This window comes from Thermosulfurimonas sp. (assembly GCF_015491435.1).
Classification (GTDB): Bacteria; Desulfobacterota; Thermodesulfobacteria; order Thermodesulfobacteriales; family Thermodesulfobacteriaceae; genus Thermosulfurimonas_A.
The window spans coordinates 1-23,544 of the sequence record NZ_WFVX01000175.1 but is presented as its reverse complement, the minus strand read 5'-3'; the positions used below and the strand labels follow the sequence as shown (position 1 = coordinate 23,544).

Below are 23,544 nucleotides of genomic sequence, written 5' to 3'. Positions count from 1 at the left end.
CCCCACCACGGTGAGAATCAGGTGCAGAAGAACCCCCATAGTCTCCTTACCCTAGTCGGGGACCATCCTCTGTCAACCCCGTGATCTGGTATAATGGAAGGATGAAACTTCCCCGGACCGAACTCCCCCTTAGAGAATCCGCCCTGCGGGTGCTGGCCTATCGTTATCTGGTCAGGGACGAAAAGGGCCAGGTGGTGGAGACCCCGGAAGAGATGTTCTGGCGGGTGGCCCGGGCCGTGGCCGAAGCGGAGAGGATCTTCGGCGAAGACCCCGAGGAATGGGCGGAAAGGTTTTATCGTCTCCTGGCCTCGCTGGATTTTCTGCCCAATTCCCCCACCCTGATGAACGCCGGGCTTCCCCTGGGGCAGCTTTCGGCCTGTTTTGTCCTTCCGGTGGAGGATTCCCTGGAGGCCATCTTCGAGGCCCTTAAGGCCGCGGCCCTGATCCATAAGTCCGGCGGAGGAACGGGTTTTTCCTTCTCCCGGCTGCGTCCCCGGGGGGACGTGGTGCGCAGCACCCAGGGAGTGGCGAGCGGCCCGGTCTCCTTCATGCGGGTCTTTAACGCCGCCACCGAGGCCATCAAACAGGGAGGAAAACGCCGCGGGGCCAATATGGGGATCCTGCGCATCGATCATCCGGACATCGAGGAGTTCATCCGGATAAAAAGCGACCCCGCGGAGCTTACCAATTTCAATCTCTCCGTGGCCATAACCGACGCCTTCATGGAGGCCTGGCAGAAGGATGAATTTTTCCCTCTGATCAACCCCCGCACCGGCCGCGAGGTGCGCCGGGTAAAGGCCCGCAAGCTCTTCGATCTCCTGGTCGAAAATGCCTGGCGCACCGGTGATCCGGGAGTGATCTTTATCGACACCATCAACCGGGCCAATCCCACCCCCCTTCTCGGGGAGATCGAAAGCACCAACCCCTGTCTGCCGGGCGATACCTGGATCATGACCTCCGAAGGGCCCCGCCGGATAAAAGACCTCCTCCACCGTCCCTTTATAAGCCGGCTGGACGGCAGGGATTATCCCTCCCCCGAGGGCTTCTTCTCCACCGGAAGGAGGTCCCTTTACCTCCTCCGCACCAGAGAGGGCTTTACCCTTCGGGCCACGGAAAACCACCCCCTCCTGCGGATCTCCGGCCTCAACGGGGATTCCCCGAAGGTGGAATGGGTGGCGGTGCGAAGGCTTCGCCCCGGGGATCGCCTGCGGCTTAACGCCCACCTGTGCTCCCCGTTCTGGCCCGGGAAAGGCGGTTTTGAGGAGGGGTACCTCCTGGGGCTCCTCTGCGCCAGGGGGGATCTTAAGGAAGACCGGCCCCGCAAAAAGGAAGACCGGGAGGGGGCCTTCTTGCGGGATCTGGCCCGGGACTTCGGCCTTGAATCCGGAGGGGTCTCCCCGGCTCTGGAGCAGGCCTCAAGCAGCTTTTACCGGGGATTTTTGCGTGCGCTCTTCGACACCGCGGCCTCGCTCCGGAACGAGGAGGAAGGAGGCCTCAGCCTCCGGTTGACCCTATCGGAGGGCGATCTGCTCCAGATGGTTCAGCGGATGCTCCTTCGGCTGGGGATCTTTTCCCGTCTCGAGCCCTCGGGGCCTGGTTCTCTCCCGGAGGCGGAGGGAGGGAAGACCCTGATTGTCTCCGGAGAGAGCCTTCGGCGTTTTGAGGAACGGGTGGGGTTTTCTCATCCGGGCCGGAAGAGACGCCTCAGGGAGCTTCTTTCCCGCTACGGGGATGTCCCGGAGGCGGAGGAGTTTGTGGTGGAGGTAAGCGAGATCCTCCCCGCCGGGGAGGAAGAGGTTTACGATTGCCGGGTGCCGGGAATAAACGCCTTTGATGCCAACGGCTTTGTGGTTCACAACTGCGGCGAACAACCCCTTCTGCCCTACGAGTCCTGTAATCTGGGGTCCATCAATCTCTCCCGTTTCGTGCGTGAGGGCCGGGTGGACTACCCGCGACTGCGGGAAACCGTGCACCTGGCGGTGCGGTTTCTGGACGATGTGATCGAGGTGAACCGTTTTCCGCTTCCGCAGATCGCCCGGATGACCCGTCTTACCCGGAAGATCGGATTGGGGGTGATGGGATTTGCGGATATGCTCATCCAGATGGGGATTCCCTACTCCTCGGATCAGGCGGTGCGGGTGGCCGAGGAGGTCATGGCCTTTATCGAGCGGGAGTCCCTGGCCGAAAGCCAGAGACTGGCGGAGAAGCGGGGGAGTTTTCCGGCCTTTCCCGGGAGTATCTGGGATCGGAAGGGTTTTCCCGCGCTGCGTAATGCCACCACCACTACCATCGCTCCCACCGGGACCCTCTCCCTCATCGCCGGGACCTCCTCGGGTATAGAACCCCTTTTTGCCCTGGTCTATCGACGCCGGGCCCTGGACGGGGTGGAATGGACCGAGGTTCACCCGGGATTCCTCCGGGCCCTTGAGGAGCGGGGGCTTTACCGGGAGGACCTGATCCAGGAGATCCTGGAGACCGGGGGGCTCGCCGGGGTGAAGGGGATCCCCGAGGACCTGCGAAGGCTCTTTGTTACCGCCTTTGAGATCCCTCCGGAAAGACACCTGGCCATCCAGGCCGCCTTTCAGAGGCATACCCACAACGCGGTCTCCAAGACGGTAAACCTTCCGGCCGAGGCCTCCCGGGAGGAGGTGGCGCGGATCTATCTTCAGGCCTACACCCTGGGGCTCAAGGGGGTTACGGTGTACCGGTACGGGTCTCGCCCGGAGCAGGTTTTGCGTCTGGCCCGGGAGCGGGTGTGTCCGGAATGCGGGGAACCCCTTTCCCAGCAGCCCTACTGTGTCTTCTGTACCGGGTGCCCCCACCCCGAGTGCGGCTAGGACGAGCGCAGGTGGATACAATCTCCGGAGAGGATCTCCCTTAGTCCCTCCGGGGTTTCCAAAAGGAGCCCTCCCTGAGGGGTCAGGTCCAGGGCCCGTCCGCGGATCTCTCCGTGCGGGGTGTGTACCCGCACCTCTTGCCCCAGGGTGGCTGAAAGGGCTTTCCAGCTCCGGAGAATCTCCTCCGGGGGAAGCTCCAGGCTGTGCAGGATCTCCGCAAGAAGCACCCGGAGGATCTCGTCCCGATCCACCCGGTGTCCCAGGATCTCCAGGAGGGAGATGGCCCGGGGTTCTTCTCCGGATACCGGGGTGTTCAGGTTCAGCCCCAGGCCCAGGAGGATAAATTCAGGGATCTCTTGGTGAAAGGAGGCTTCGAGCAGGATACCCCCCAGCTTGCGTTCCCGGTAGAGGAGATCGTTGGGCCATTTGAGGCGGACCTCGATTCCGTAGAGCCGGCGCAGGCCCCGGGCCACGGCCACTCCCGCGGCTAGAGGAAGAAGGGAGAGCCGTGGGGGTGGGGAGGGCAGGATAAGGGTGAGATATAGGCCTCCCCGGGGGGAGAGCCAGGTGCGTCCGTGGCGCCCCCGGCCCCGCTTCTGCATATCCGCCACCACGGCCCCTGTCTCTCCCCTGCGGGCCAGTTCCCGGGCCACGTCCATGGTGCTTTCCACTTCCGGGAAGAAATGGATTTTGACACCCGCGGTCATGATCATTAAGATTAAAACAGGTATGCAAAGGTTGAAACGTTTCTGGCGAAAAAACTGGTGCTGGATCTGCGGGGGGATGTTGGTGCTGGGCCTGGGCTGGGCTCTGCAACATTTCACCGCCCAGGCGCGGATCGAGTCCGGTCCGGTGGGGAATCTTTCCCTGCAGGAAGTGCTGATGCTCAAGGAATATCACGGGGCCCGGGTGGCCCGCCTTGAACACGGGCACTGGTATTTTCTGGGGCCCCGGGGGCGCAGATGGTACTCTCTCACCACCCCTGCCGCCTGTCGCGACCTCAACCTGGTGTGTACCCGTACCGCGGCTAAGTAGATGAAGCCCCTCACCGTAGGTATCATCGGCGGCCTCGGAAGGATGGGGGCCTGGTTTGCCCGCGTCTTCTCCCGGGCCGGATACCGGGTGTTGATCTCCGATCTGGGGACCCCGCTTACCAACCGGGAGGTGGCCCGGGCCGCCCGGGTGGTGGTGGTCTCCGTGCCTCTGGAGGTCTTTCCGGAGGTGGTGAAGGAGATCGCCCCGGTGCTTCCCCGGGATTCCGGTCTTATCGATCTCTGTTCCCTGAAGGCCCGGCAGGTGCAGGCCATGCTGGAGCATACCGTTTGCGAGGTGGTGGGGGCACATCCCCTGTTCGGCCCCTACGAAAAGGACCTGGCCGGGCAGACCGTGGCCCTGTGTCCGGCCCGGGGCGAACACTGGTACCGGTGGTTCAAAGCCTTTCTGGAAGAACAGGGGGCCCGCACGGTTACCGTTTCCCCGGAGGAACACGATCGTCTCATGGCCCTGGTGCAGGTGTTGAATCATTTCTGGCTCATGGTGCTGGGGGAGGTCCTTTCCGAGAGCGGGCTGGACCTGGAAAAGGTGGTGGCCCTTTCCACCCCCAGCTTCCGGCACCAGCTGGAGATCCTGGCCCGTTTGGCCCTGCAGGATCCGGATCTCTATGCCGCCATCCAGTTCGATAACCCTCTGGGGGACGAGGTGCGGGAGCTCTTCTGGCGTTCGGCGCGCCGGCTTTCGGAGATGATCACCCGGGGGGAACGGAAGGCTTACGTGCGGGAATTTGAACGGGTGAAGACCCTAGCCCGCAAGATAGGGGCCCTTCTGGGGAGCCTTCCGGCGGAGGAGGAAGAGCCCGACCCCGACCAGGAACATGAGCAGACAGAAGAATTGTCCCCGGGTCATCCATCCCCAGAAAAGACCCACTCCCGGGTCCGGTTCCCGGAAGAATTCCAGGCCGAAACGGATGCTTCCGTAAAGCACCAGAAAGAGGGCTAATTTAAACCCCTCGGGCCACTTTTTTCGGCGCAGGGAAAAGAGGATCAGGAATAGGATCAGGCCCTCGCCCAGGGCTTCATAGAGCTGGGAGGGATGCCGGGGGACCGGTCCTCCGGCGGGAAAGATCATGGCCCAGGGCACGTGGGTGGGACGTCCGTAGAGTTCTCCGTTGATGAAGTTTCCGATCCTTCCCAGGCCCAGACCGATGGGGGCATAGACCACCAGGAGATCGGCCCACCACCAGAAGTTGAGCCCCCGGTGCCGGGCATAGAGCCATCCGGCTATTACCGAGCCCAGAAGGCCCCCGTGGAAGGACATTCCCCCGTGCCATACCGCCAGTATCTCCAGCGGTCGATGGAGATAATAGGAGGGATAATAGAAAAAGACGTGTCCCAGTCGGGCCCCCACGATGAGTCCCACCCCGGCCCAGAAGATAACGTCCTCCAGGGTCTTCTGGAGCTCGGGGTGGCCTGCCAGCCGGAGGTCCCTTCGGGCCAGAAAATAGGCCGCCAGAAACCCCAGGAGGTACATCAGACCGTACCACCGGACCGCCACCGGACCGAGCCGGAAGATTACCGGATTGATGTGGGGATAGGGTAACATGAGGGCTCCCGTACTGGATTCTCGAATTTTAGTTCTTATTTTTAACCCCGGGAAGGAAAAAGGCCAAGTCAGGAGGGAGGAGATGCCCATCGTCCTGGGGGAGGAAGAGATCCGGGAAAGGGATGTGGATACGCAGGCTTTGCGGGTCTTCCTCAAGGCCCTGGAGATTCTAGGAGGTCCGCGCAAGCTTATTGAGCTGCGCAATCTGACCTGGGTGACCAGTCTTATGGAGGCGGCTTATGCCATCGTGCTGGCCGAGGAGGCTTACAAGACCGAGGACGACATCGCGGCCTTCCTGGGGCTTACCCGGCAGACGGTGCGTAACATCCTGCGGGCCGATCCGGAACTGGTGATGATGAAGCTGGAGGGCGAGCTTCAGGAGAAGACCCCCAAGGCCCATACCGCCGGGGGCCTGGCCAAACTGGCCTATCGGGAGATCAAAGAGGGACGCGACGCCCTGGTCTTTTTCGCCGGCGTGATCCAGGAGGGGGCCCGGCTCCTGGGGGTGGGCTGGCCGGCGGAGGTGCTGACCCGGCTCAAAGGGGTACGGTATCCGGTTTCCGGGGCCGAGGTGGCGGAACGCCTGCGCGGTCTCCGGGTGAAGGATCAAGACCTGGGAGAACTGGCTGCCCGGCGGGAGAGTTACCCTCACCCCCGCGAAATCCTTCACTTTCTGGCCGAGGCCCTCAGGGATTGACCTTGGAGGCCAGGTCCTTCAAACGGAAGGAGGAAAGATATTTCTGGGCTTCCGCCGGGGTGAGCCCCTCACATTCTACGATCATAAGCGCCGGAGTGCGGGTCTTCTCCTGGGAGAGGAGGATGAGCAGGGTGCCGCCCTTTTCCTTCTTTCGGGTAAGCCGTTTGGCCGGGAACCCCTGAATGGTGATGGTCTCCAAACGCTCCTCCGGGGTATCGTAGCTTATCTGCATGGCCAGGGGCACCCACATCATCTGGGCCATGCTCCCGGTGACGATCCGCACGTGAAGGGTCTGCGCCCCGGCCCGGTAGGTGCGTTCGGCGGAGGTGAAGGTGCCGGCCGGGGTCTGCATACTGCTCCCGGAGGGAGGTTCGGCCTTAAAGCCCGGAAGATCCGGGAGAAAGGGGTAAAGATCGGTATAAGTGAGGGCCCGCACCGACCCCGGGCAGAAGAGGAAGGCCCCCAGAAAGAGGGCCACAAGCAAGGTGACCAGGTTATTTTTCACGATATTTGATGTTTTCATTTTCGGTCATCTGGCGCAGACGGGCCAGGGCCTTCTTTTCGATCTGCCGGATACGTTCCCGGGAAACCCCGAAACGTTTTCCGATCTCCTCCAGGGTGCACTCCCCTTCCTCCCCTATACCGAAACGCAGACGGATGATCTTTTCCTCGCGCGGGGAAAGGGTGGAGAGGAGATTGCGGATCTTCTCCGAAAGGTCCCGATCCTTCACCTCCTCGTAAGGGGAGGGGCTGTCCTTGTTTTCGATAAAATCTCCCAGGGTGCTGTCTTCGTCTCCGATGGGCAGTTCCAGGGAGACCGGTTCCCTGGAGGCCTCGAAGATGGCCAGGATCTTTTCCCGGGGCAGCCCGGTGCGCTCGGAGAGTTCGGCCGGCGTGGGTTCCCGCCCCAGTTCCTTGACCAGCTCATAAAAGGCCTTGAAGAACTGGCTGCGCAGTTCCAGAAAATGCACCGGAAGCCGGATGGTGCGGGTCTTGTCCAGGATGGCCCGGGTGATGGCCTGCCGGATCCACCAGGAGGCATAGGTGCTGAATTTGTTGCCCTTGCGGTAATCGAAACGGAAGACCGCCCGCATCAGCCCCAGGTTACCCTCCTGGATGAGATCCGCCAGAGGCAACCCCTGACCGATATAGCGCTTGGCGATGGAGACCACCAGGCGGAGATTGGCCTTGACCATCTCGTCCTTAGCGGCTTCCACCTCCGCGGCCTTCTCCTCCACCAGTCGATAAAATTCCTGTACCCTGGGGTTATCGGGGTAGGTTTCGCGCAGTTCCCGGGCCTTCTTGACCAGGAAGTTGAGCAGACTCTTTTTGGGTTTGAGCCCCGGATCGCGCTTGCGCCACAGGGCGATCTCGGCTTTCAGGGCCAGGATCTCGGGGAGATCCTCGGGAAACTTTTCTATGGCTTCGATGATGGCATAGAACCCCTCCCGGATGATCCGGGAAAGCTCAGCCTCCCGCTCCGGCGTAAGGAGGGGATACTTGCCCATTTCCTTGAGATAGAGGCTGGTGATCTCCTCGGATTCCCCGGTCTCCGGCCCTTCCTCGGAGGGCTCGAGCTCGCTCTCGGAAATGGTGGCCAGTTCCTGGATCTTCTTCTGGGCCTCCTTCTCTACCCAGTCTTCCTTCTCGTAAAGCTGTTTTTCGTCCAGGATCTCGATGTTGTTTTTGGAAAGAAAGTCGAATATTTCCTCTATTTTTTCCGGATCGTCGTAATGCTCCGGAAGGACCTCGTTGAGGGCCTCGTAAGTGATGGCCCCCTCTTTGCCCATCTCCAGCAATTTTTTCTCCAGCTCCTTTTTCGTGCTCATAATCTCTCACCCACCTTCGTGGAGGAGTATGAACTTCCAGTTCATAACAAATATTTGGCCCCTTGACAAGTCCTTTTACAAGATAAACATTGATTGATTAAAAGTCAAATGGATCCGGAACGTTTAATCAAACTGGTTCGCTACATCCTCTCCCGTCGGCCGGACGAGTTCGGTCTCTGCCCGGAGGAAGGGGGGTGGTTTAAGGTGCGGGATCTGCACCTGGCGGTGGCGGAGACAGAGGGTTTCCGGGGGGTGCGCAGGCGGGAACTGGAGACCCTGCTGGAGGTCTTCGGGCGGGACGAATTCGAGTATCTCCGGGAGGAGGGTCGGGTGCGAGCCCGGGAGATCCATTTCGCTCCTCCGGTGTATGTAGAGGAGGTCCCGCGCAGGCTCTATCTTCCGGTAAAACCCCGGGCCTGGATCCGGGTGGTCGAGGAGGGGTTGCGTGCCCCTCACCCGGTCCTGATGGCCCCGGAGAGGGACCTGGCCGAGCGCCTGGCCCGCCGACGCGGGGCCCTGCTTGTAGAAGTAGATACCACCCTGGCCCAGGAGGACGGAGCGGTGTTCCTGCGTTTTATGGAAAAACTCTACCTCAGCACCTGGCTACCGGCCCGGGCCCTGCGCGGGCCCCGGGTGGACGAAAAGTTCCGGGCCCGTTATCTCCCCTCCCCCCGCAGGGAACCCGAACCGGAACCCATCATCCCCTTCCGGGTCGAATCCGCGGAAGATCAACCCTATCGAAAAATAACCCGGGGTAAAAAGAAGAAACTCCCCTGGAAAGAAGGTCGAAAGCGAAAGAAAAACAAAGATTGGTAAAGATCGTGAATGGAATGAGGGGTTGCTAAATTCGGAGGGAGGCTTATAGTGGGGGGAAGTATGGGCAGGGTTTGGTGGGTGGTAGTTCTTATCTGGTTGGGGTTTGCGGCGGGGGCCCGGGCCGGGGTGCTCGAGCTGGAGAAGGCCTATCAACTGGCCCTGGCTCGAAATCCCCTTCTGGCTGCGGCCCGTTCCGAGGTGAAGGCCGCGCAACACGGGGTGGCCGAGGCCAAAGGGGCCTTTCTGCCCCGGGTGGATCTTCGCCTGGTCTATGCCCGGACGGATAGTCCGGTCCAGGTTTTCAGTTACAAGCTGGCTCAGGAGAACTTCAAGGCCGAGGATTTCCTCCTGCCCAATCTCAATCATCCCGAGGACTATACCAACTGGCAGACCCAGGTGGTGGTTACCCAGCCCATCTTCAATCAGGGGCGGGAGATTCTGGGGTATCGCCGGGCCAGGATCGCCCTCTCTCAGGCCCGGAATTATCTCGCCGCCATAACCCAGAGGGTGCTCTTTGACACCGAACGGGCCTATCTGGAGTTGCTTCTGGCCCGGGAGCGGGTGCAGGTCATGGAGGAGGCGGTACGTACGGCCGAGGAGAATCTACGGGTGGTGAGGAGCCGGTTTCAGGCCGGGCGGGCCCTGAAATCGGATCTTCTGGAGGCCCAGGTCTTTCTTTCCCGGCAGAAGAAAGACCTGGCCGCGGCCCGACACCAGGCCCGGGTGGCCGAGACCAGGCTGAACCTGGTTCTGGGGGTGCCCCTCACCACCCACTGGAAGCTGGCCCCGGTCTCCAGTCTCCCCAGAATCCGGGAGCGCTTGAGTACCTGGCGCTGCGCGGCCCTGGCCCGTCGGCCGGATCTCAAGGTGGAGGAACACCGGGTGAAGCTTGCGGCCCTGCGGGTAAAGGAGGCCCGCTGGCGCTTCCTCCCCTCGCTCAATCTCCGGGGGATCTATGAGAAGAACGCCGAGGATCCCCTCTCCGGAGGCGCCGATGGCGACGCCTATACCATCATGGCCCAGCTGGATTTCAATATCTTCAAGGGTTTCCGGGACAAGGCCCGTCTTTCCCGGGCCCGGGCCGAGTATCTCTCCGCCCGGGAACGCTACCGTCAGTACCGGCGGGAGGTGGAACAGCAGGTAGAGGAGGCTTATAGCCGGTACCTTACGGCACAGAAGGAATACGAGGTTACGGAACGGGCTGTAGCCCAGGCCGAGGAGGGGTTGCGCATTATCCGTCAGCGATATGAGGCCGGGCTGGCCCTCCTGGTGGAACTCCAGGATGCGGAAACCGCCCTGAAGAGGGCCCGCCTGATGCGGCTGGAGGCGCTTTACGGATGGCGCCTGGCGGAAAGTGGTCTGCGGTTCGCGGCCGGTATCATGGACAGAGAAAGGATTTCCCCGGCGGAGGCCTGCCATGAAAAACCCTAGGTGGCTCTTCCTTCTGGCGTGTGTTCTTTTGATTCTTCCCGCCTGCAAGGGGGGAGAGGAACATCCGAAATCCTCCTCCGCGGGAAGGGTGGTCAGGACCCGTCTCTATGTGGCCTCTCCGGTAGAGGTTCTTCTCTTTCGGGAACTTCCGGCCACGGTGGAGGCTCGCCAGCGGGCGGTGCTTTCCTCCAAGGTCTCCGGTTTCGTCACCGAGGTTCGGGTGAAGGAGGGCGATCGTATCCGTGCCGGGGAGGTCCTCTTACGCGTCGATGATCGGGATCTCCGGGCCCGGATCCGGGCCCTTTCCTCGGCGGTGCAGGCCCTGCGCCGGGAGCTTGTGGCCATCTCGGCCCGGGAGGCCTACGCCCGGGCCGAATTTCAGCGTTTCCGCAAACTCTTCGCCGCCCAGGCGGCCACCGCGGAGGAGTACGAGGCCCGCAAGTCCGAGTACCAGGCCCTGGCGGCCCAGCGGGAAGCCCTTGAGGCCCGGATAAGGGAAACCCAGGCCCGTCTGTCCGAAGTCCGTACCCTTCTGCGTTATACCGTTCTGCGGGCTCCCTTTTCCGGGGATGTGGTGCGTAAGTACGTGGATCCAGGCACCTTTGTGGGGCCGGGGCAGCCGCTCCTGGAGGTGGAAAACCAGGAGGCCGGATATCGACTGGTCTGTCATCCCGGGGAAGCCCTTTTCGGTCGGATCCACCCCGGGATGAAGGCCTGGGTATTCATCCCCGGTCGCGACCTTCGTCTTACCCTCCGGGTCTCCCAGGTCGTTCGGGATGTGGATCCCCAGACCCGTACCTTTACGGTCAAGTTCGATCTTCCGAAGGATGTACGTCTGGCTTCGGGCACCTACGGCCGGGTCTTTCTGCCCGTGGGGCGGGAGAAGACCCTCCTGGTGCCGCGGGAGGCCTTGGTGGACCGCGGAGGCTTCAAGGCCCTCTTCGTGGTGAATCCGCAGGGGCTGGTCTATCTCCGGGTGGTGCGAATCGGCAAGACCTACTGGCGTCTGGGGAAGCAGTGGGTCCCGGTGTGTGAGGGGCCCAAGTGCCGGGGCTATGTGGAGGTCCTTTCCGGACTCGAGCCCGGGGAACGCGTGGTGGCGCACCCGCCGCTGGGGCTTAAAGAGGGAGACCGGGTAGAGGAATAGCCCATGCGCGAGCTCGTCTTCCGGATAGTGAACTATTTCGTGGACTCCAAGCTGGTCCCCCTCCTTATCATGGCCACCATTGCCATGGGGCTCTTTGCGGTCATCAACACCCCCAGCGAGGAGGAACCCCAGATCGTGGTCCCCATGATCGATGTCTTCGTGGAGATGCCCGGGGCCACCTCCAAGGAGATAGAGGAACGGGTGATCTATCCCATGGAGAAACTCCTGTGGGAGATCCCGGGGGTGAAGTTCGTCTATTCCACCGCCTATAACGGCCGGGCCCTCACCATAGTGCGTTTCCGGGTGGGGCAGGATCCGGAAAAGAGCCTGGTCAAGACCTATGACAAACTCTATGCCCATCTGGACTGGATCCCTCCGGGGTGTTCCCGTCCCATTCTGAAACCCCACGACATAAACGACGTGCCCATCGTGACCCTGACCTTCTGGGGGAAGGGTTACGATGCCTACCGTTTGCGCCAGATCGTGGCCCGGGTGGACGACGAGATCCGGAACATTCCCGGTATCGCGGAGACCTTCATCAAGGGTGGTCTTCGTCGGGAGGTCCGGATCGATCTCCTCCCGGATCGGGTCTATGCCCTGGGGCTGGACCCGGTGGACGTGGCCCGGATCATTCAGGCCCAGAACCAGGCCCGGATGGTGGGGCAGTACCGGCGGAGGGATTATTCCTTTGTGGTGCGGCTGGGGAACTTCTATCACAGTATTCGGGACCTGGAGAACACCGTAATCAAGACCGTGGCCGGGCGCCCGGTCTTCCTCAAGGATATAGCCCGCATCGTGGACGGCCCCGAGGAGCCCAAGGCCTATGTGTTCATGGTTCCGGGGCCGGCGGCCAGCCACCGGGGCATCCAGGGAAAGCCGGGGGAGCTTTATCCGGCGGTGACCCTGGCCATTGCCAAACGCAAGGGCTGGAACGCCACCAAACTGGCCAACAAGATCCTGGCCAAGGTCGAACTGCTCAAAGGGGACCTTATCCCCGACGATGTGCACGTTACCGTAACCCGGAATTACGGACAGACCGCCAAGGACAAGACCGACACCCTGCTGGAACACCTTCTCATTGCCACGGTCTCGGTGGCCATTCTCATCGGCATCTTTCTGGGGGCCCGGGCCAGTCTGGTGGTGCTGGTCTCCATCCCGGTGACCCTGGCGGTAACCCTGATGATTTATTACCTCTACGGTTACACCCTGAACCGGGTTACCCTCTTTGCCCTCATCTTCTGCATCACCATTCTGGTGGACGACCCCATCGTGGATGTGGAGAACATCGTCCGGCACCTGCATCTGCCGGAGAACCGGGGTAAATCCTTCCGGGACATCATCGTGGGGGCGGTGGTGGAGGTGCAGGCCCCGCTCATCCTGGCCACCCTTACGGTGATTGCGGCCATTGCTCCCATGGGCTTTGTGCGGGGGCTTATGGGCCCCTATATGCGGCCCATGCCCGTGGGGGCCTCGGTGGCCATGCTCCTTTCCATGGCGGTAGCCTTTGTCATCACCCCCTGGGTGGCCTATCACTTCCTGCCCAGGCACGCCCGCGAGGAGGAAAAGGAGACCCTGATTACCCGGATTTATCGCTGGGTCATGGGGCACTACATCCGGAGTGCGGCCTGGCGCTGGGCCTTTCTCTTTACCGTGGGGGTGCTCTTTCTCCTGTCCTGTTCCCTCATCTATTTCAAGAAGGTCTATGTGAAGATGCTACCCTTTGACAACAAGAACGAGTTTCAGATCATTCTGAACATGCCCGAGGGGAGTTCGCTGGAGAAGACCGCCCGGGTGACGGAGGAGATAGCCCGGGCCCTGATGAAGGAACCTCTGATCACGGATATGGAGCTTTATATCGGGACCGCGGCTCCCTTCAACTTCAATGGTCTGGTGCGGCACTATTATCTACGCCAGGGCGATCACGTGGCCGACATTCAGGTCAATCTGGTGGACAAACACCACCGGAAACTCCAGAGCCACGATATTGCCAAGCGGGTGCGGCCTCTGGTGACCGCGGTGGCCCGGAAATACGGGGCCCGGGTGACCGTGGCTGAGGTCCCGCCCGGGCCTCCGGTGCTTCAGTCGCTGGTGGCGGAGGTATATGGCCCGAATTACGAGCAACAGATCGAGCTGGCCCGCAAGATCAAAGAGATCTTCGCCCGGACCCCGGGGGTGGTGGATGTGGACTGGTACATGACCGAGCCTCAGGTGGAGTGGCGCCTGCGGGTGGATCGGACCAAGGCCATGCTGTCCGGGGTGCTTCCTCAGCGGGTACTGGAGGTCTTAGAGACCGCACTGCCCGGAAAGATCCTGGGGCTCTTCCACGATCCCTCGGCCAAGGAAGACGTTTATATCCAGCTGCGTTTCCCGGTGGCCGAGCGTTCCTCGCTTCCGGATCTTTCTCAGCTCAAGGTGCGGAGTCTTTCCGGGCGGCTGGTGCCTCTTTCCGAGATCGCTCACTGGGAAAAGAGGGTGGTGCCGCACCCCATCTACCACAAGAACCTTCATCCGGTGGTCTATGTGGTGGGGGACATGGCCGGTCGGGAGGAGGCTCCCATTTACGGGATTCTCAAGATCAACAAGGCCCTTCATCAGTTACGGGCCCCGGACGGCAGCCCTATTCACATCTATTATCGGCATCAACCCTTTTCCGCCCGGCAGTGGGCGGTGAAGTGGGACGGGGAATGGCGTATCACCTACGAGGTCTTCCGGGATCTGGGTCTGGCCTTTGCCGCCTGTCTGATCCTGATCTATTTCCTGGTGGTGGCCTGGTTTAAGTCCTATACCGTGCCTCTGGTCATCCTGGCCCCGATTCCCCTTTCGCTCATCGGGATACTTCCGGCCCATGCCCTGATGGGGGCCTTTTTCACCGCCACCTCCATGATCGGTTTCATCGCCGGGGCCGGGATTGTGGTGCGGAACTCCATCATTCTGGCGGACTTTATCGAACTGCGGCTGGCCCAGGGGTATTCCCTGGAGGATGCGGTGATCGACGCCGGGGCGGTTCGTTTCCGGCCCATGCTCCTTACGGCCTCGGCGGTGGTGGTGGGGGTGTTTGTGATCCTGTTTGATCCCATCTTCAAGGGGATGGCCCTTTCTCTGATGTCCGGGGAAATGGCCTCCACCCTCTTTTCCCGCATGGTGGTCCCCATCCTCTATTATCTGGATCACCGGATCAAGAAGGAGCGTCGTCTGGTGCTTTAAAACTTGAATTTCCCGGGCCCTAAGGCTAACCTAAGATCCGATGCCGGAGATTTTTTTTCTTAAACTGGCCCTGATCCTCTACGGAATTGCTACGGTAGGTTTTTTTATCTTTTTTTACACCTTAAAACCCGAGGCCCTGCGGGGGGCCCGGTGGGTATTTCTGGCCGGGTTCGGGCTTCATACTTTGAGTCTGGCCCTGCGGGCCCTGGCCCTGAAGGCCCCACCGGTGATTTCCTTTCACGGAGCCACTTCCTTTCTGGCCTGGGCGGTGGCAGGGGTCTATTTTTTCTTTACCCTTAAGGGTCCCAAGGTCTATACCCTGGGGACCTTTTTGGCTCCGGTGGTGTTGCTCCTGGTCGCGGTGGCTCTCCTTTCCCCCTATGCTCCCGCTCCTCTGCCGCCGGCCCTGCGCAGTATATGGTTGCCCTTCCATGCCACCATCTCTCTGCTTTCCTATGCCTTTTTTGTGGTAGCGGCGGTGGCCGGTTTCATGTATCTCCTCCAGGAAAGACAGGTCAAACGCAAGATGCTGGGGGGGATCTTTCGACGTCTTCCACCGCTGGAGTCCCTGGACCGTTTAAACGAGATGAGCCTCAAATACGGGTTCCCCCTCCTCACCGTGGGGATCATTACCGGGGCCCTGTGGGCGGAAAAGGCCTGGGGAAGTTACTGGAGCTGGGACCCCAAGGAAACCTGGTCCCTTATCCTGTGGTTTATTTATGCGGCCCTTTTGCATGAAAGGCTCATCGTGGGCTGGAGGGGAAGAAGGGCAGCGATCATGGCCCTGCTGGGGTTTGTGGTCTGGATAATCAGTTTTTTCGTGGTAAATCTTCTACTCCCGGGGTTACACAACTATGGAAGGTGGACTTAGGGAACGACTCCTTCTGGTGGGTCTCAATCACCGGACCGCGCCGGTAGAGGTGCGGGAGAGGTTCGCCCTGGAGAAGAAGGGGACCCATCCCCTGGATATCCTGCGCCAGGAACTTCCGCAGGCAAGCGAGGCCTATTTTCTCTCCACCTGTAATCGGGTGGAGTTCCTTCTGGTGACCGAGGAGGTGGAGGAGACCCTCGCCGGGCTCAAGGACCTTCTGGCGCGGGAGACCGGGCTCCCTAGATCGCAGTTCGAACCTCATCTTTACGTCCTGCGCGATAGGGAGGCGGTGCGGCATCTCTTTCGGGTGGCGGCGGGGCTGGATTCCATGGTCCTGGGGGAACCCCAGATCCTGGGGCAGGTCAAGGAAGCCTATCGGGAGGCGGCCCGACGCCGGACCACCGGTCCGATCCTCAACCGTCTGCTGCACCGTACCTTTTCCGTGGCCAAGCGGGTGCGCACCGAGACCGGGATCGGCTCGTATGCGGTTTCGGTGAGTTACGCCGCGGTGGAGCTGGCCAAGAAGATCTTCGGTTCGCTGCGGGGCAAAAAGGCCCTCCTGGTGGGAGCCGGAGAGATGGCCGAACTGGCGGCCCAGCATCTTCTTTCCGCCGGGGTGGAGAAGATGCTGGTGGCGAACCGAACCTTCTCCCGGGCCGTGGAACTGGCGGAACGGTTCCGGGGCGAGGCCTACAGCCTGGAGGAACTCCCCGAATGTCTGCTGGAGGCCGATATCGTGATCTCCTCCACCGGAGCCCCGGGTTATGTGATCACCCGCGAAACGGTAAAACCCCTCCTGCGAAAAAGGCGCCTGAGGCCCCTCTTTTTTATCGATATCGCCGTTCCCCGGGACATAGAACCGGCGGTAAACGAACTCGAAAACGTCTATGTCTTTGACATAGACGACCTCAAACAGGTAGTGGAAGAGAACCTGGGCCGCCGGCGCAAGGAGGCCCGCCGGGCCGATCGGATCATCGAGGAGGAGGTCCTCAAGTTCGAGCGCTGGCTGCGGGAGCTTGAGGTCTATCCCACCATCAAGGCCCTGAGGGAAAAGGCCGAGGAAATAAGACGGAGGGAACTGGCCCGCACCCTTCCCCGGTTGCGCAACCTTTCCCCGGAGGATAAGGAAGCCCTGGAGGTGATGACCGAGGCCATCGTGAACAAGATCCTCCACGCTCCGATCCTTTACCTGAAGATGGGGTATCACCGCATGGGGCGGGAGGCCATCACCACGGTAAGAAGGGTCTTCGATCTGGATGGCGATCTGGAGAACCTCTCCCCGGAGTGGAGGGAGATCCTTTCTGCCGGGGTTCCGGAGAAGGATTAGAAGGGGAGATCCTCGTCAGGGGGAGGCTCCGGGAGAGTATCTTCCCCCCGGCTTGGTCCGGGTTCGGAGACCGGGCCCTCCTCGCGACGGCTTCCCAGCATGCGCATATCGCTGGCCACGATCTCGGTGACCCAGCGTTTCTGCCCCTCCCGATCCTCGAAGGAGCGGGTCCGCAGGCGTCCCTCAATATAGACCTGGCGTCCCTTGGTAAGGTATTCGCCGCAGATCTCGGCCAGGCGTCCGAAGGCCACGATGCGATGCCATTCGGTGTGTTCCTGCCTTTCCCCGTTTTTGACCCGGATTTCATTGGTGGCGATGCGGAAGGTGGCCACAGGCTGTCCGTCGGCGGTGTAACGGATCTCCGGGTCCGCCCCCAGTCTGCCGATAAGGATGACCTTGTTCACACTCATGCTTCAGCCCTCCAGGACCTTGAGATAGACCTTGCGGGTGCGGGGGCCATCGTATTCGGCAAAGAAGATACGCTGCCAGGTTCCCAGAACCGGTCGCCCCTCCTCCACCAGCACGGAAAGACACGGCCCGGTGAGGCTGGCCTTGACATGGGCCGGGGAGTTGCCCTCCAGATGCCGATAGGCGAATTCATAGGGGGCCAGACGCTCATAGACCCTCAGGATGTCCTCGGCTACCGCCGGATCGGCCCCCTCGTTTATCACCAGCCCGGCCGTAGTGTGGGGGACGTAAAGAAAACATACCCCGCTCTTCACCCCTTTTACCCGCCGGGAAACCTCCTCGGTGATATCGATGAACTGGGTCCTGGCCGTGCTCTTGACGGTGATGACCTCCATACACACCTCCCGTGATCTTAAAACTATATCCCTTCCGGCTCGGTTGTCAAAAGGATCTTTCGGAGGCATAATGGGCCGAGAAAGATTTCTTTTTTCGGAGGAGCAAGAATGCTGGTAAAGGACTGGATGACCGAAGAAGTAATCGTCCTGGATGAGAACGCTTCTATTATGAAGGCCTCTCAGATCATGAAGGAACACAACATCCGGCGTATTCCCGTGGTGCGGGGGGGGAAGCTGGTGGGGATCGTGAGCGATCGGGACATCAAAGAGGCCACCCCCTCCAAGGCTACGGCCCTGGATGTGCATGAACTCTATTATCTCCTCTCCGAGGTGCGGGTGAAGGACATCATGACCCCGGATCCCATCACCGTTCGGCCCGAGGACACCGTGGAGTATGCGGCGGTGCTGATGCTGGAGAACCGCATTTCCGGTTTGCCGGTGGTGGATGAGGCCGGCCACGTGGTGGGGATTATCACTCAGACCGACGTATTCAAGGTCTTTGTGAACATTACCGGTATCTATTACGGTCCCATCCAGATCGGTCTGGAGATCGAGGATTCGGACAAGCTGGACGAACTGACCCATCTGATTATCAGCCACGGAGCCAGGATCATCAGCATCCTGACCTATCGGGAGGGGATCGATTCCCCGGGAAGACAGGTCTTTGTGCGCATAAAAGACCTCCCGGAGGAGAAACTGCAGGCCCTTCTCGAGGCCCTGAGACGGAATTACAGGGTGCGCTACTGGGCCCGGGACGATGTGAGCCGGGTGAAGTCTCCCCGGGTCAGCGCCACCAGAACAGCCATCTTAGAAGGCCGGGTCGAGGCCTGATCCTGGGCACCTCCCGGATCTCCGGCACCTTGTCTTCCGGGTAAGGCAGCCAGATTTCCTCCGTTTGTCCGGAGGGGGAACGATCGCGGAAGGGAACGAAGGTTATTCCCTCCGGGACCCGGAACTTTTCCGGGCTAAGAGATAGACCGCGCAGGAGCTCCACCCAAAGCGGACAGGCGGCACGTCCTCCGGTCTCGAGTCTTCCCAGGGTTTTAGGTTTATCGTAGCCCACCCATACCCCGCAGGTATAACCCGGGGTAAACCCGATGAACCAGGCATCCTGATAGAGGTCGGTGGTGCCGGTCTTTCCGCCGGCCGGTATTCCCAGCACCCGGGCGCATCTTCCGGTGCCCTCCCGGACCACTTCCTGGAGGTAGAAATTCACCACGTAGGCCGTTTCCGGGGAAAAGACGCGTTTCCGGCGGGGATGGGCCCGGTAGATGATTTGGCCCTCTCGATCCTGGATCAGGGCCACCAGATGGGGTTCCACCAGTTCTCCGCCCAGGGGGAAGACGGTATAGGCCCGGGTGAGTTCCCAGGGGGATACCCCGGCGCTTCCCAGGGCCAGGGAAAGGTTGCGGGGAAGGGGCCCCGAGATCTCCACCGCCCGTAGGGTTTCCTGGACCTCACCTATACCCAGGGCCCGGGCGATCTTGACCGCCACGGTGTTGCGGGAGTCCACCAGGGCGGTGCGCAGGGAGATGATGCCCAGGTAACGGTGATCGAAGTTGCGGGGACGCCACAGCTGGCCGGATTTTCCTCCGGGAAGGACCACGGGTTCATCCACTACCAGGGAATCCGGGCGCAGGAGATCGTCTTCCAGGGCCCGGGCCCAGAGAAAGGGTTTTAAGGCCGAACCCGGAGGACGCCGGGCAAAGACCGCCCGGTTGAAGCGACTTTCCCGAAAGTCCCTTCCTCCCATGAGCAGGCGCACCTCACCGGTGGGATTCTCCAGACACACCGCCGCCACCTGGGGAATATCCTTGCGATGGTGACGGCGCGGGATCAGGGAAAGGCGCTTCAGCACTGCGGGCCAGACCCTATCCTGCCAGGCCAGATCCAGGGTGGTGTAGATACGGTATCCTCCGGTAAGGAGCCGATCCTTTCCCAGCATGCGTTCCAGACGTCGCCGTACGATCTGCAGGAAGTATCCGGCGCGGGGATCCGGGGAGAAATCCATGGGATGGAGTCGGAGAGGGGCCTTCTCGGCCCTGCGGGCGGTTTCCCAGGTGATGTAACCCTCCTCGGCCATGCGTTTCAACACGTAGGCCCGGCGTTTCAGGGCTGCCTGAGGGTCGGCCAGGGGATTGAGGCGACTGGGGGCCGGAGGAAGACCGGCGATAAGGGCTGCCTCGGGAAGGGTGAGCTGCCATACATGTTTGCCGAAATAGGTCAGGGCCGCGGATTCCACCCCGTAGGCCCCGGCCCCGAGATAGATATGATTGAGGTAGATGTTCAGGATTTCGTCCTTGGAGAGGGCCCGATCGATCTGCCAGGCCAGAATGGCCTCCCGGATCTTGCGGGAAAGGGTCCTCTCCCGGGAGAGGAGAAGGGAACGGGCCACCTGCTGGGTGATGGTGCTCCCTCCCTGAACCACCCGGCGGGCCTTAATGTCCGCGATGAGGGCCCGCAGGATGCTGATGAAATCCACGCCCTTGTGTTCGTAAAACCGGGCGTCCTCCGCGGCCACGAAGGCCTGAATGAGATATGAGGGCATCTTGCGGAGAGGCACCGGGAAACGTCGTTCCTTGTACCAGTAAGCGATGGGGGTTCCGTTCCGGTCATAGACGATGGTGGTGGCCGGGGGACGGTAATGCTTGAGGGTGGAGATATCCGGCAGGTTGAGGGTCAGATAGAAATAGACCCCTCCCAGGATGATGAAGAGACTGGCTGCGGCAGCCGCTACCAGCAGGACCGAAAGATGATAGTAGGAGAGTCGTTTCATAGGGGCTGGGCCTTAAGGGTTCGCAGACGATTCAGGGCGGCGGCCAGTTCGAAACGCCGCACAAAGGCCAGGTCTCCCCGGACCTCCCGGGTCAGGGCCGAAAATCCTTCTTTCCGCAGACGCTCCTCCAGTTCGGTTACGGCCTGATCGATGGTCCGGCCGGAACGGAGTCCCTCCAGCAGAGGGCCGAAAAGGACCCCGATGGTTCGCACCTGGTCCGCGGAGACCAGTTGCTCCACGGCAGAGAGATCTATTTCCTGGCGGGCCAGGATCAGTCCCCGGGTGCCCTGCACCTTGATCTTCCACTCTCCGCGGGGCAGTCCGGAGGAAAGGACCCTTCGCCGGGGGATTCTGTCCAGGGGGCGGGGACACTCCCGTTTCCGACCCGAGGGGTAGGTCTGAACGATCCGCCGGGCCTCGGCGGTGACCACCCGGGGACGAAAGTGATCCATGGCTATAACCGTATCCGCCACCTCCAGATAGTCCCCGGACCCTCCCATGACCAGTACGGTGGAGACGCCGAAACGTTCGTAAAGTTCGCGTACCCGGTCGATGAAAGGGGTGATGGGTTCCTTTTCCTTGGCGATGAGGGCCTGCATCCGGGCATCCCGGATCATGAAGTTGGTGGCGGAGGTGTCCTCGTCCAGGAGCAACACCCGGGCTCCGACCTCCAGGGCCTCCATGATGGCTGCGGCCTGACTGGTGGACCCCGAGGCGCAGGGGGTTTCGAAGTTTTCGGTGGGTTTGCCCAGGGGAAGATGGGTAATAAAGGGGGAGATATCCACCCCGCAGACCGAACGGCCATCCTCGGCCCGGATCTTGACCGTTTCGTAACGGGAGACCACCAGTTCGCGACCGTCGCCGGGACGATGGTTATAGATTCCGAGTTCCAGGGCTCGAAGCAGGGTGGATTTGCCGTGGAAACCGCCTCCCACGATGAGGGTGATCCCCTCCGGGATCCCCATGCCCCGGACCGGGCCGCGATGGGGAAGCTCTATTTCCACCCGCAATTCCGGAGGGGGCTCAAAAGGTACGGCCTCCGGGGCCGGACGGGGATCCACCCCGGAGGCCCGGGGAAGGATGGCCCCTTCGGCCACAAAGGCCACCAGTCTCATTTCGACCAGCTTTTCCCGCAGGTAGTGGGCGTCCTCGTAGGTGGTCACGAATTCCCAGAGCGAGGCCGAGGGGAGATGGGGATAAAGGAGGCTTTCCCGTACCAGACGGGGGAGGATTTCTCCCAGGAGTTTCCAGGCCTCCCGGGCCAGGATACGCCGGCCGGCCGCCGGAAGCCCCACAAAAAAACGGGCTTCTACCTGTCCGTCGGGAAATACGGACACGGTGGAGCGGGGCAGGAGTTCCTGACCCGGTCCGTGGACTACGATGAGTCCGCTCTTTCCCGAACCCTTGACTCCGGAGTATTCTCTGGCCCTGCGGGCCAGGGTGTCGGCCAGAAAGTTTTCCAGACCGATCCTGCGGGGTTCCGAGGCGTAGGCCGAGGAGGGCAGACGGGCCACCTCCGCCGGGACCCGTACCCTCACCCGGCTGGGGGGAGCAAAAGGGTCGGACTGGATACGATCCAGGTAAAGAGTGAATTCCGGAAACCGATAGGCCCCGCGCAATTCCTTGTAAGCTCCGTAGCCACGTCCGTCCAGACGAAAGAGGATCCTCCGCAGTCGATCCATTTGCCCTCCGGATAAAAATTTGTTTTACTAAAAATAGAACAAAAATTTCCCGATGCCCATGGAACTCGATCTGGAATTTTACCAGAGCATTCTGGATCTCTTCCCGGGTATGATTTCTGTGGTCTCGGAGGATTTCCGGGTCCTTTATGTGAACCGGGCCTTAAGAAGCCGCTATCGCGAGGATCCGGTAGGCCGGCTCTGTTTCGAGGCCTTCTACGCCCAGGAGGAGCCCTGTCCCTGGTGCCGTAAGGAGGAAGTTCTTCGGGAGAGGAAGTCCATTGTCTGGGAGGTCTTCAGTCCGCGAGATCAGCGATGGTACGAGGTGCGGAGCACGGCTCTCTCCTGGCGCAACGAGCTGGGGTATCTCTCGGTCCTCATCGACATCACCGAGAAGAAACGCCTGGAGAAGAGATTGCGCCGGGAGGTGGAGTTCTATACCCGGATCCTGGAGGAGACCCCGGTTCTCATCCTCTTTAACAAGGATAACCGGTTATCCTTTGTGAATCGTTCCTTCGAAAAGATCACCGGTATTCCCCGGGAAAGGGCCCTGGGCAGGAGTGTCTTTGAGCTCATGGTGCCGGAGGAGGATCGGGCCGAATGGGAAAAACATTGCCAGGAGGTACGTTGCGGGGTCTTCAAGCTGGGGGTGGAGTTGCCGGTGCGTACGGTCTCCGGGGAGAAGAGGGACCTCATCTGGAACTGTATGCGGATCGAGGACCCGCAGGGGGAGTTGATTATCATCGGTATGGCCACGGACATAACCGAACAGAAGGCCCTGTTCGAGCAATATCTCCAGGCCCAGAAGATGGAAAGCCTGGGCCGGTTTACCGGTATCCTGTTACACGAGCTCAACAATCTCTTCATGGCCCTGCAGGGGTATCTGGGGGTTGCCCAGCTCCGTTTAAACGAACCGGAGAAGCTGCGGGAGTATTTCGAAAAGATGGAAAACCTTATCGAGCGCTGGCGCAATATGAGCCGGGAGCTTTTGACCTTCTCCCGGCAGAACACCCCTCAGGCCCGCATCCTGGATCTTTCCGAATTTTTGGTCCGCCAGGTGGAGGTCCTGCAACATCTTTTGGGATCCAAGATCCGGGTGAAGGTGGAGAAGATCGAGGAACCTTTGCCGGTGAAGATCAACGAGGTGCATTTGCAGCAGATCCTTTTCAATCTGGCCTCCAATGCCCGGGAGGCCATGCCCCAGGGGGGCGAGGTGCGGGTAGGGCTGGAGAGGGTGGCTCTGTCCGAGGAGACGGTGGCCCTGCTGGGCATTCCCTCCGGGGACCATGCCCTTCTCACCTTTGCGGATACCGGTCCGGGCATACCGCCGGAGATCCTTCCGCACATTTTTGAGCCCTATTTTACCACCAAAGAGGGAGGAAGCGGGCTGGGGCTGGCCACGGTCTATGCCCTGGTAAGACAGTACGGAGGTCATATCGTCGTATCCAGTGTCCTGGGGCGAGGGACGGTGTTCAAGATCTATCTTCCCCTGGTGGAGGCGGAAGAGGAAAGGCCGATCCCGGCTCCGG

General features: G+C 61.1%; 19 protein-coding genes and 1 pseudogene. 12 read left to right on the top strand and 8 right to left on the bottom strand.

Annotated elements, in window-relative coordinates:
- The first annotated feature begins 101 nt into the window (after nucleotides 1-101).
- Complete coding sequence (locus tag F8J34_RS08060) at nucleotides 102-2,837, top strand: ribonucleotide reductase N-terminal alpha domain-containing protein (RefSeq protein ID WP_297058101.1); 2,736 nt, start codon at nucleotides 102-104, stop codon at nucleotides 2,835-2,837.
- Here the strand turns inward: F8J34_RS08060 and F8J34_RS08055 are convergent.
- Nucleotides 2,834-3,544 (bottom strand): biotin--[acetyl-CoA-carboxylase] ligase, encoded by a 711-nt coding sequence (locus tag F8J34_RS08055; protein ID WP_297058099.1) that lies wholly within the window; start codon nucleotides 3,542-3,544, stop codon nucleotides 2,834-2,836. The two genes, F8J34_RS08060 and F8J34_RS08055, sit on opposite strands and share 4 nt — an antisense overlap.
- 31 nt (nucleotides 3,545-3,575) lie before the next feature.
- Between F8J34_RS08055 and F8J34_RS08050 the strand changes: the two genes are divergently transcribed.
- Nucleotides 3,576-3,872 (top strand): hypothetical protein, encoded by a 297-nt coding sequence (locus F8J34_RS08050; RefSeq protein ID WP_297058096.1) that lies wholly within the window; start codon nucleotides 3,576-3,578, stop codon nucleotides 3,870-3,872.
- A pseudogene (locus F8J34_RS08045) lies at nucleotides 3,873-4,607 on the top strand (prephenate dehydrogenase/arogenate dehydrogenase family protein); the annotation flags it as partial.
- Nucleotides 4,608-4,634: 27 nt separating this feature from the next.
- On the opposite strand, the gene lgt reads toward F8J34_RS08045, so the two are convergent.
- On the bottom strand, nucleotides 4,635-5,435 hold the full coding sequence (gene lgt, locus F8J34_RS08040; RefSeq protein ID WP_297058094.1) for a prolipoprotein diacylglyceryl transferase: 801 nt from the start codon (nucleotides 5,433-5,435) through the stop codon (nucleotides 4,635-4,637).
- Nucleotides 5,436-5,517: 82 nt separating this feature from the next.
- On the opposite strand from lgt, the gene F8J34_RS08035 reads away from it, so the two are divergent.
- On the top strand, nucleotides 5,518-6,132 hold the full coding sequence (locus F8J34_RS08035) for a bacterio-opsin activator (protein WP_297058092.1): 615 nt from the start codon (nucleotides 5,518-5,520) through the stop codon (nucleotides 6,130-6,132).
- Here F8J34_RS08035 and F8J34_RS08030 read toward each other — a convergent pair.
- Nucleotides 6,122-6,655, bottom strand: a complete 534-nt coding sequence (locus F8J34_RS08030) for a hypothetical protein (RefSeq protein ID WP_297058090.1) — start codon at nucleotides 6,653-6,655, stop codon at nucleotides 6,122-6,124. The genes F8J34_RS08035 and F8J34_RS08030 overlap by 11 nt on opposite strands.
- Nucleotides 6,627-7,961 carry a sigma-70 family RNA polymerase sigma factor gene (locus tag F8J34_RS08025; RefSeq protein WP_297058088.1) on the bottom strand — a complete coding sequence of 445 codons (1,335 nt, stop codon included), beginning with the start codon at nucleotides 7,959-7,961 and terminating at the stop codon, nucleotides 6,627-6,629. Before F8J34_RS08025 ends, F8J34_RS08030 begins: the two co-directional genes overlap by 29 nt.
- 108 nt (nucleotides 7,962-8,069) lie before the next feature.
- Between F8J34_RS08025 and F8J34_RS08020 the strand changes: the two genes are divergently transcribed.
- The 6 genes from F8J34_RS08020 to hemA are packed head-to-tail and all read left to right on the top strand — an operon-like array spanning nucleotide 8,070 to nucleotide 16,757.
- Nucleotides 8,070-8,777 carry a hypothetical protein gene (locus F8J34_RS08020; protein WP_297058086.1) on the top strand — a complete coding sequence of 236 codons (708 nt, stop codon included), beginning with the start codon at nucleotides 8,070-8,072 and terminating at the stop codon, nucleotides 8,775-8,777.
- A 60-nt stretch (nucleotides 8,778-8,837) separates the two neighbouring features.
- Entirely contained in the window at nucleotides 8,838-10,208 is a 1,371-nt protein-coding gene (locus F8J34_RS08015) for a TolC family protein (RefSeq protein WP_297058084.1), read from the top strand.
- Nucleotides 10,195-11,355 carry an efflux RND transporter periplasmic adaptor subunit gene (locus tag F8J34_RS08010; RefSeq protein ID WP_297058083.1) on the top strand — a complete coding sequence of 387 codons (1,161 nt, stop codon included), beginning with the start codon at nucleotides 10,195-10,197 and terminating at the stop codon, nucleotides 11,353-11,355. The genes F8J34_RS08015 and F8J34_RS08010 overlap by 14 nt, the downstream gene beginning before the upstream one ends.
- 3 nt (nucleotides 11,356-11,358) lie before the next feature.
- Nucleotides 11,359-14,559 carry an efflux RND transporter permease subunit gene (locus F8J34_RS08005; RefSeq protein WP_297058081.1) on the top strand — a complete coding sequence of 1,067 codons (3,201 nt, stop codon included), beginning with the start codon at nucleotides 11,359-11,361 and terminating at the stop codon, nucleotides 14,557-14,559.
- Between the two features lie 40 nt (nucleotides 14,560-14,599).
- Entirely contained in the window at nucleotides 14,600-15,430 is an 831-nt protein-coding gene (ccsB, locus tag F8J34_RS08000) for a c-type cytochrome biogenesis protein CcsB (protein ID WP_297058079.1), read from the top strand.
- On the top strand, nucleotides 15,414-16,757 hold the full coding sequence (gene hemA, locus F8J34_RS07995) for a glutamyl-tRNA reductase (protein ID WP_297058077.1): 1,344 nt from the start codon (nucleotides 15,414-15,416) through the stop codon (nucleotides 16,755-16,757). Before ccsB ends, hemA begins: the two co-directional genes overlap by 17 nt.
- Here hemA and F8J34_RS07990 read toward each other — a convergent pair.
- Together F8J34_RS07990 and F8J34_RS07985 are read right to left on the bottom strand one after the other, a co-directional pair.
- Entirely contained in the window at nucleotides 16,754-17,167 is a 414-nt protein-coding gene (locus tag F8J34_RS07990; protein ID WP_297058075.1) for a single-stranded DNA-binding protein, read from the bottom strand. The genes hemA and F8J34_RS07990 overlap by 4 nt on opposite strands.
- A 3-nt stretch (nucleotides 17,168-17,170) precedes the next feature.
- Entirely contained in the window at nucleotides 17,171-17,560 is a 390-nt protein-coding gene (locus tag F8J34_RS07985) for a secondary thiamine-phosphate synthase enzyme YjbQ (RefSeq protein WP_297058073.1), read from the bottom strand.
- 108 nt (nucleotides 17,561-17,668) lie between these two features.
- Between F8J34_RS07985 and F8J34_RS07980 the strand changes: the two genes are divergently transcribed.
- Nucleotides 17,669-18,391, top strand: a complete 723-nt coding sequence (locus F8J34_RS07980) for a CBS and ACT domain-containing protein (protein ID WP_297058072.1) — start codon at nucleotides 17,669-17,671, stop codon at nucleotides 18,389-18,391.
- On the opposite strand, the gene F8J34_RS07975 is transcribed toward F8J34_RS07980, so the two are convergent.
- Both F8J34_RS07975 and F8J34_RS07970 read right to left on the bottom strand, forming a co-directional pair.
- Nucleotides 18,345-20,336: a PBP1A family penicillin-binding protein gene (locus F8J34_RS07975; protein ID WP_297058069.1), complete on the bottom strand. Its 1,992-nt coding sequence runs from the start codon at nucleotides 20,334-20,336 to the stop codon at nucleotides 18,345-18,347. The two genes, F8J34_RS07980 and F8J34_RS07975, sit on opposite strands and share 47 nt — an antisense overlap.
- Nucleotides 20,333-22,018: an ABC-ATPase domain-containing protein gene (locus F8J34_RS07970; protein WP_297058067.1), complete on the bottom strand. Its 1,686-nt coding sequence runs from the start codon at nucleotides 22,016-22,018 to the stop codon at nucleotides 20,333-20,335. The genes F8J34_RS07975 and F8J34_RS07970 overlap by 4 nt, the downstream gene beginning before the upstream one ends.
- Nucleotides 22,019-22,070: 52 nt before the next feature.
- On the opposite strand from F8J34_RS07970, the gene F8J34_RS07965 reads away from it, so the two are divergent.
- Nucleotides 22,071-23,544, top strand: a 1,474-nt coding sequence (locus F8J34_RS07965; RefSeq protein ID WP_297058065.1) for a PAS domain-containing sensor histidine kinase, incomplete at its 3' end; no start/stop codon positions are given.

Excerpts from the sequence above, each read along its gene's own strand:
- F8J34_RS08020 (WP_297058086.1), top strand. The coding sequence starts at position 8,070 with ATGGATCCGGAACGTTTAATCAAACTGGTTCGCTACATCCTCTCCCGT.
- F8J34_RS08035 (WP_297058092.1), top strand. The coding sequence starts at position 5,518 with ATGCCCATCGTCCTGGGGGAGGAAGAGATCCGGGAAAGGGATGTGGAT.
- F8J34_RS07985 (WP_297058073.1), bottom strand. The coding sequence starts at position 17,560 with ATGGAGGTCATCACCGTCAAGAGCACGGCCAGGACCCAGTTCATCGAT.
- F8J34_RS08055 (WP_297058099.1), bottom strand. The coding sequence starts at position 3,544 with ATGACCGCGGGTGTCAAAATCCATTTCTTCCCGGAAGTGGAAAGCACC.
- F8J34_RS07975 (WP_297058069.1), bottom strand. The coding sequence starts at position 20,336 with ATGAAACGACTCTCCTACTATCATCTTTCGGTCCTGCTGGTAGCGGCT.
- F8J34_RS08005 (WP_297058081.1), top strand. The coding sequence starts at position 11,359 with ATGCGCGAGCTCGTCTTCCGGATAGTGAACTATTTCGTGGACTCCAAG.
- F8J34_RS07980 (WP_297058072.1), top strand. The coding sequence starts at position 17,669 with ATGCTGGTAAAGGACTGGATGACCGAAGAAGTAATCGTCCTGGATGAG.
- F8J34_RS08030 (WP_297058090.1), bottom strand. The coding sequence starts at position 6,655 with ATGAAAACATCAAATATCGTGAAAAATAACCTGGTCACCTTGCTTGTG.
- F8J34_RS08025 (WP_297058088.1), bottom strand. The coding sequence starts at position 7,961 with ATGAGCACGAAAAAGGAGCTGGAGAAAAAATTGCTGGAGATGGGCAAA.
- F8J34_RS08010 (WP_297058083.1), top strand. The coding sequence starts at position 10,195 with ATGAAAAACCCTAGGTGGCTCTTCCTTCTGGCGTGTGTTCTTTTGATT.
- lgt (WP_297058094.1), bottom strand. The coding sequence starts at position 5,435 with ATGTTACCCTATCCCCACATCAATCCGGTAATCTTCCGGCTCGGTCCG.
- F8J34_RS08015 (WP_297058084.1), top strand. The coding sequence starts at position 8,838 with ATGGGCAGGGTTTGGTGGGTGGTAGTTCTTATCTGGTTGGGGTTTGCG.
- F8J34_RS07970 (WP_297058067.1), bottom strand. The coding sequence starts at position 22,018 with ATGGATCGACTGCGGAGGATCCTCTTTCGTCTGGACGGACGTGGCTAC.
- F8J34_RS08060 (WP_297058101.1), top strand. The coding sequence starts at position 102 with ATGAAACTTCCCCGGACCGAACTCCCCCTTAGAGAATCCGCCCTGCGG.
- ccsB (WP_297058079.1), top strand. The coding sequence starts at position 14,600 with ATGCCGGAGATTTTTTTTCTTAAACTGGCCCTGATCCTCTACGGAATT.
- F8J34_RS07990 (WP_297058075.1), bottom strand. The coding sequence starts at position 17,167 with ATGAGTGTGAACAAGGTCATCCTTATCGGCAGACTGGGGGCGGACCCG.
- hemA (WP_297058077.1), top strand. The coding sequence starts at position 15,414 with ATGGAAGGTGGACTTAGGGAACGACTCCTTCTGGTGGGTCTCAATCAC.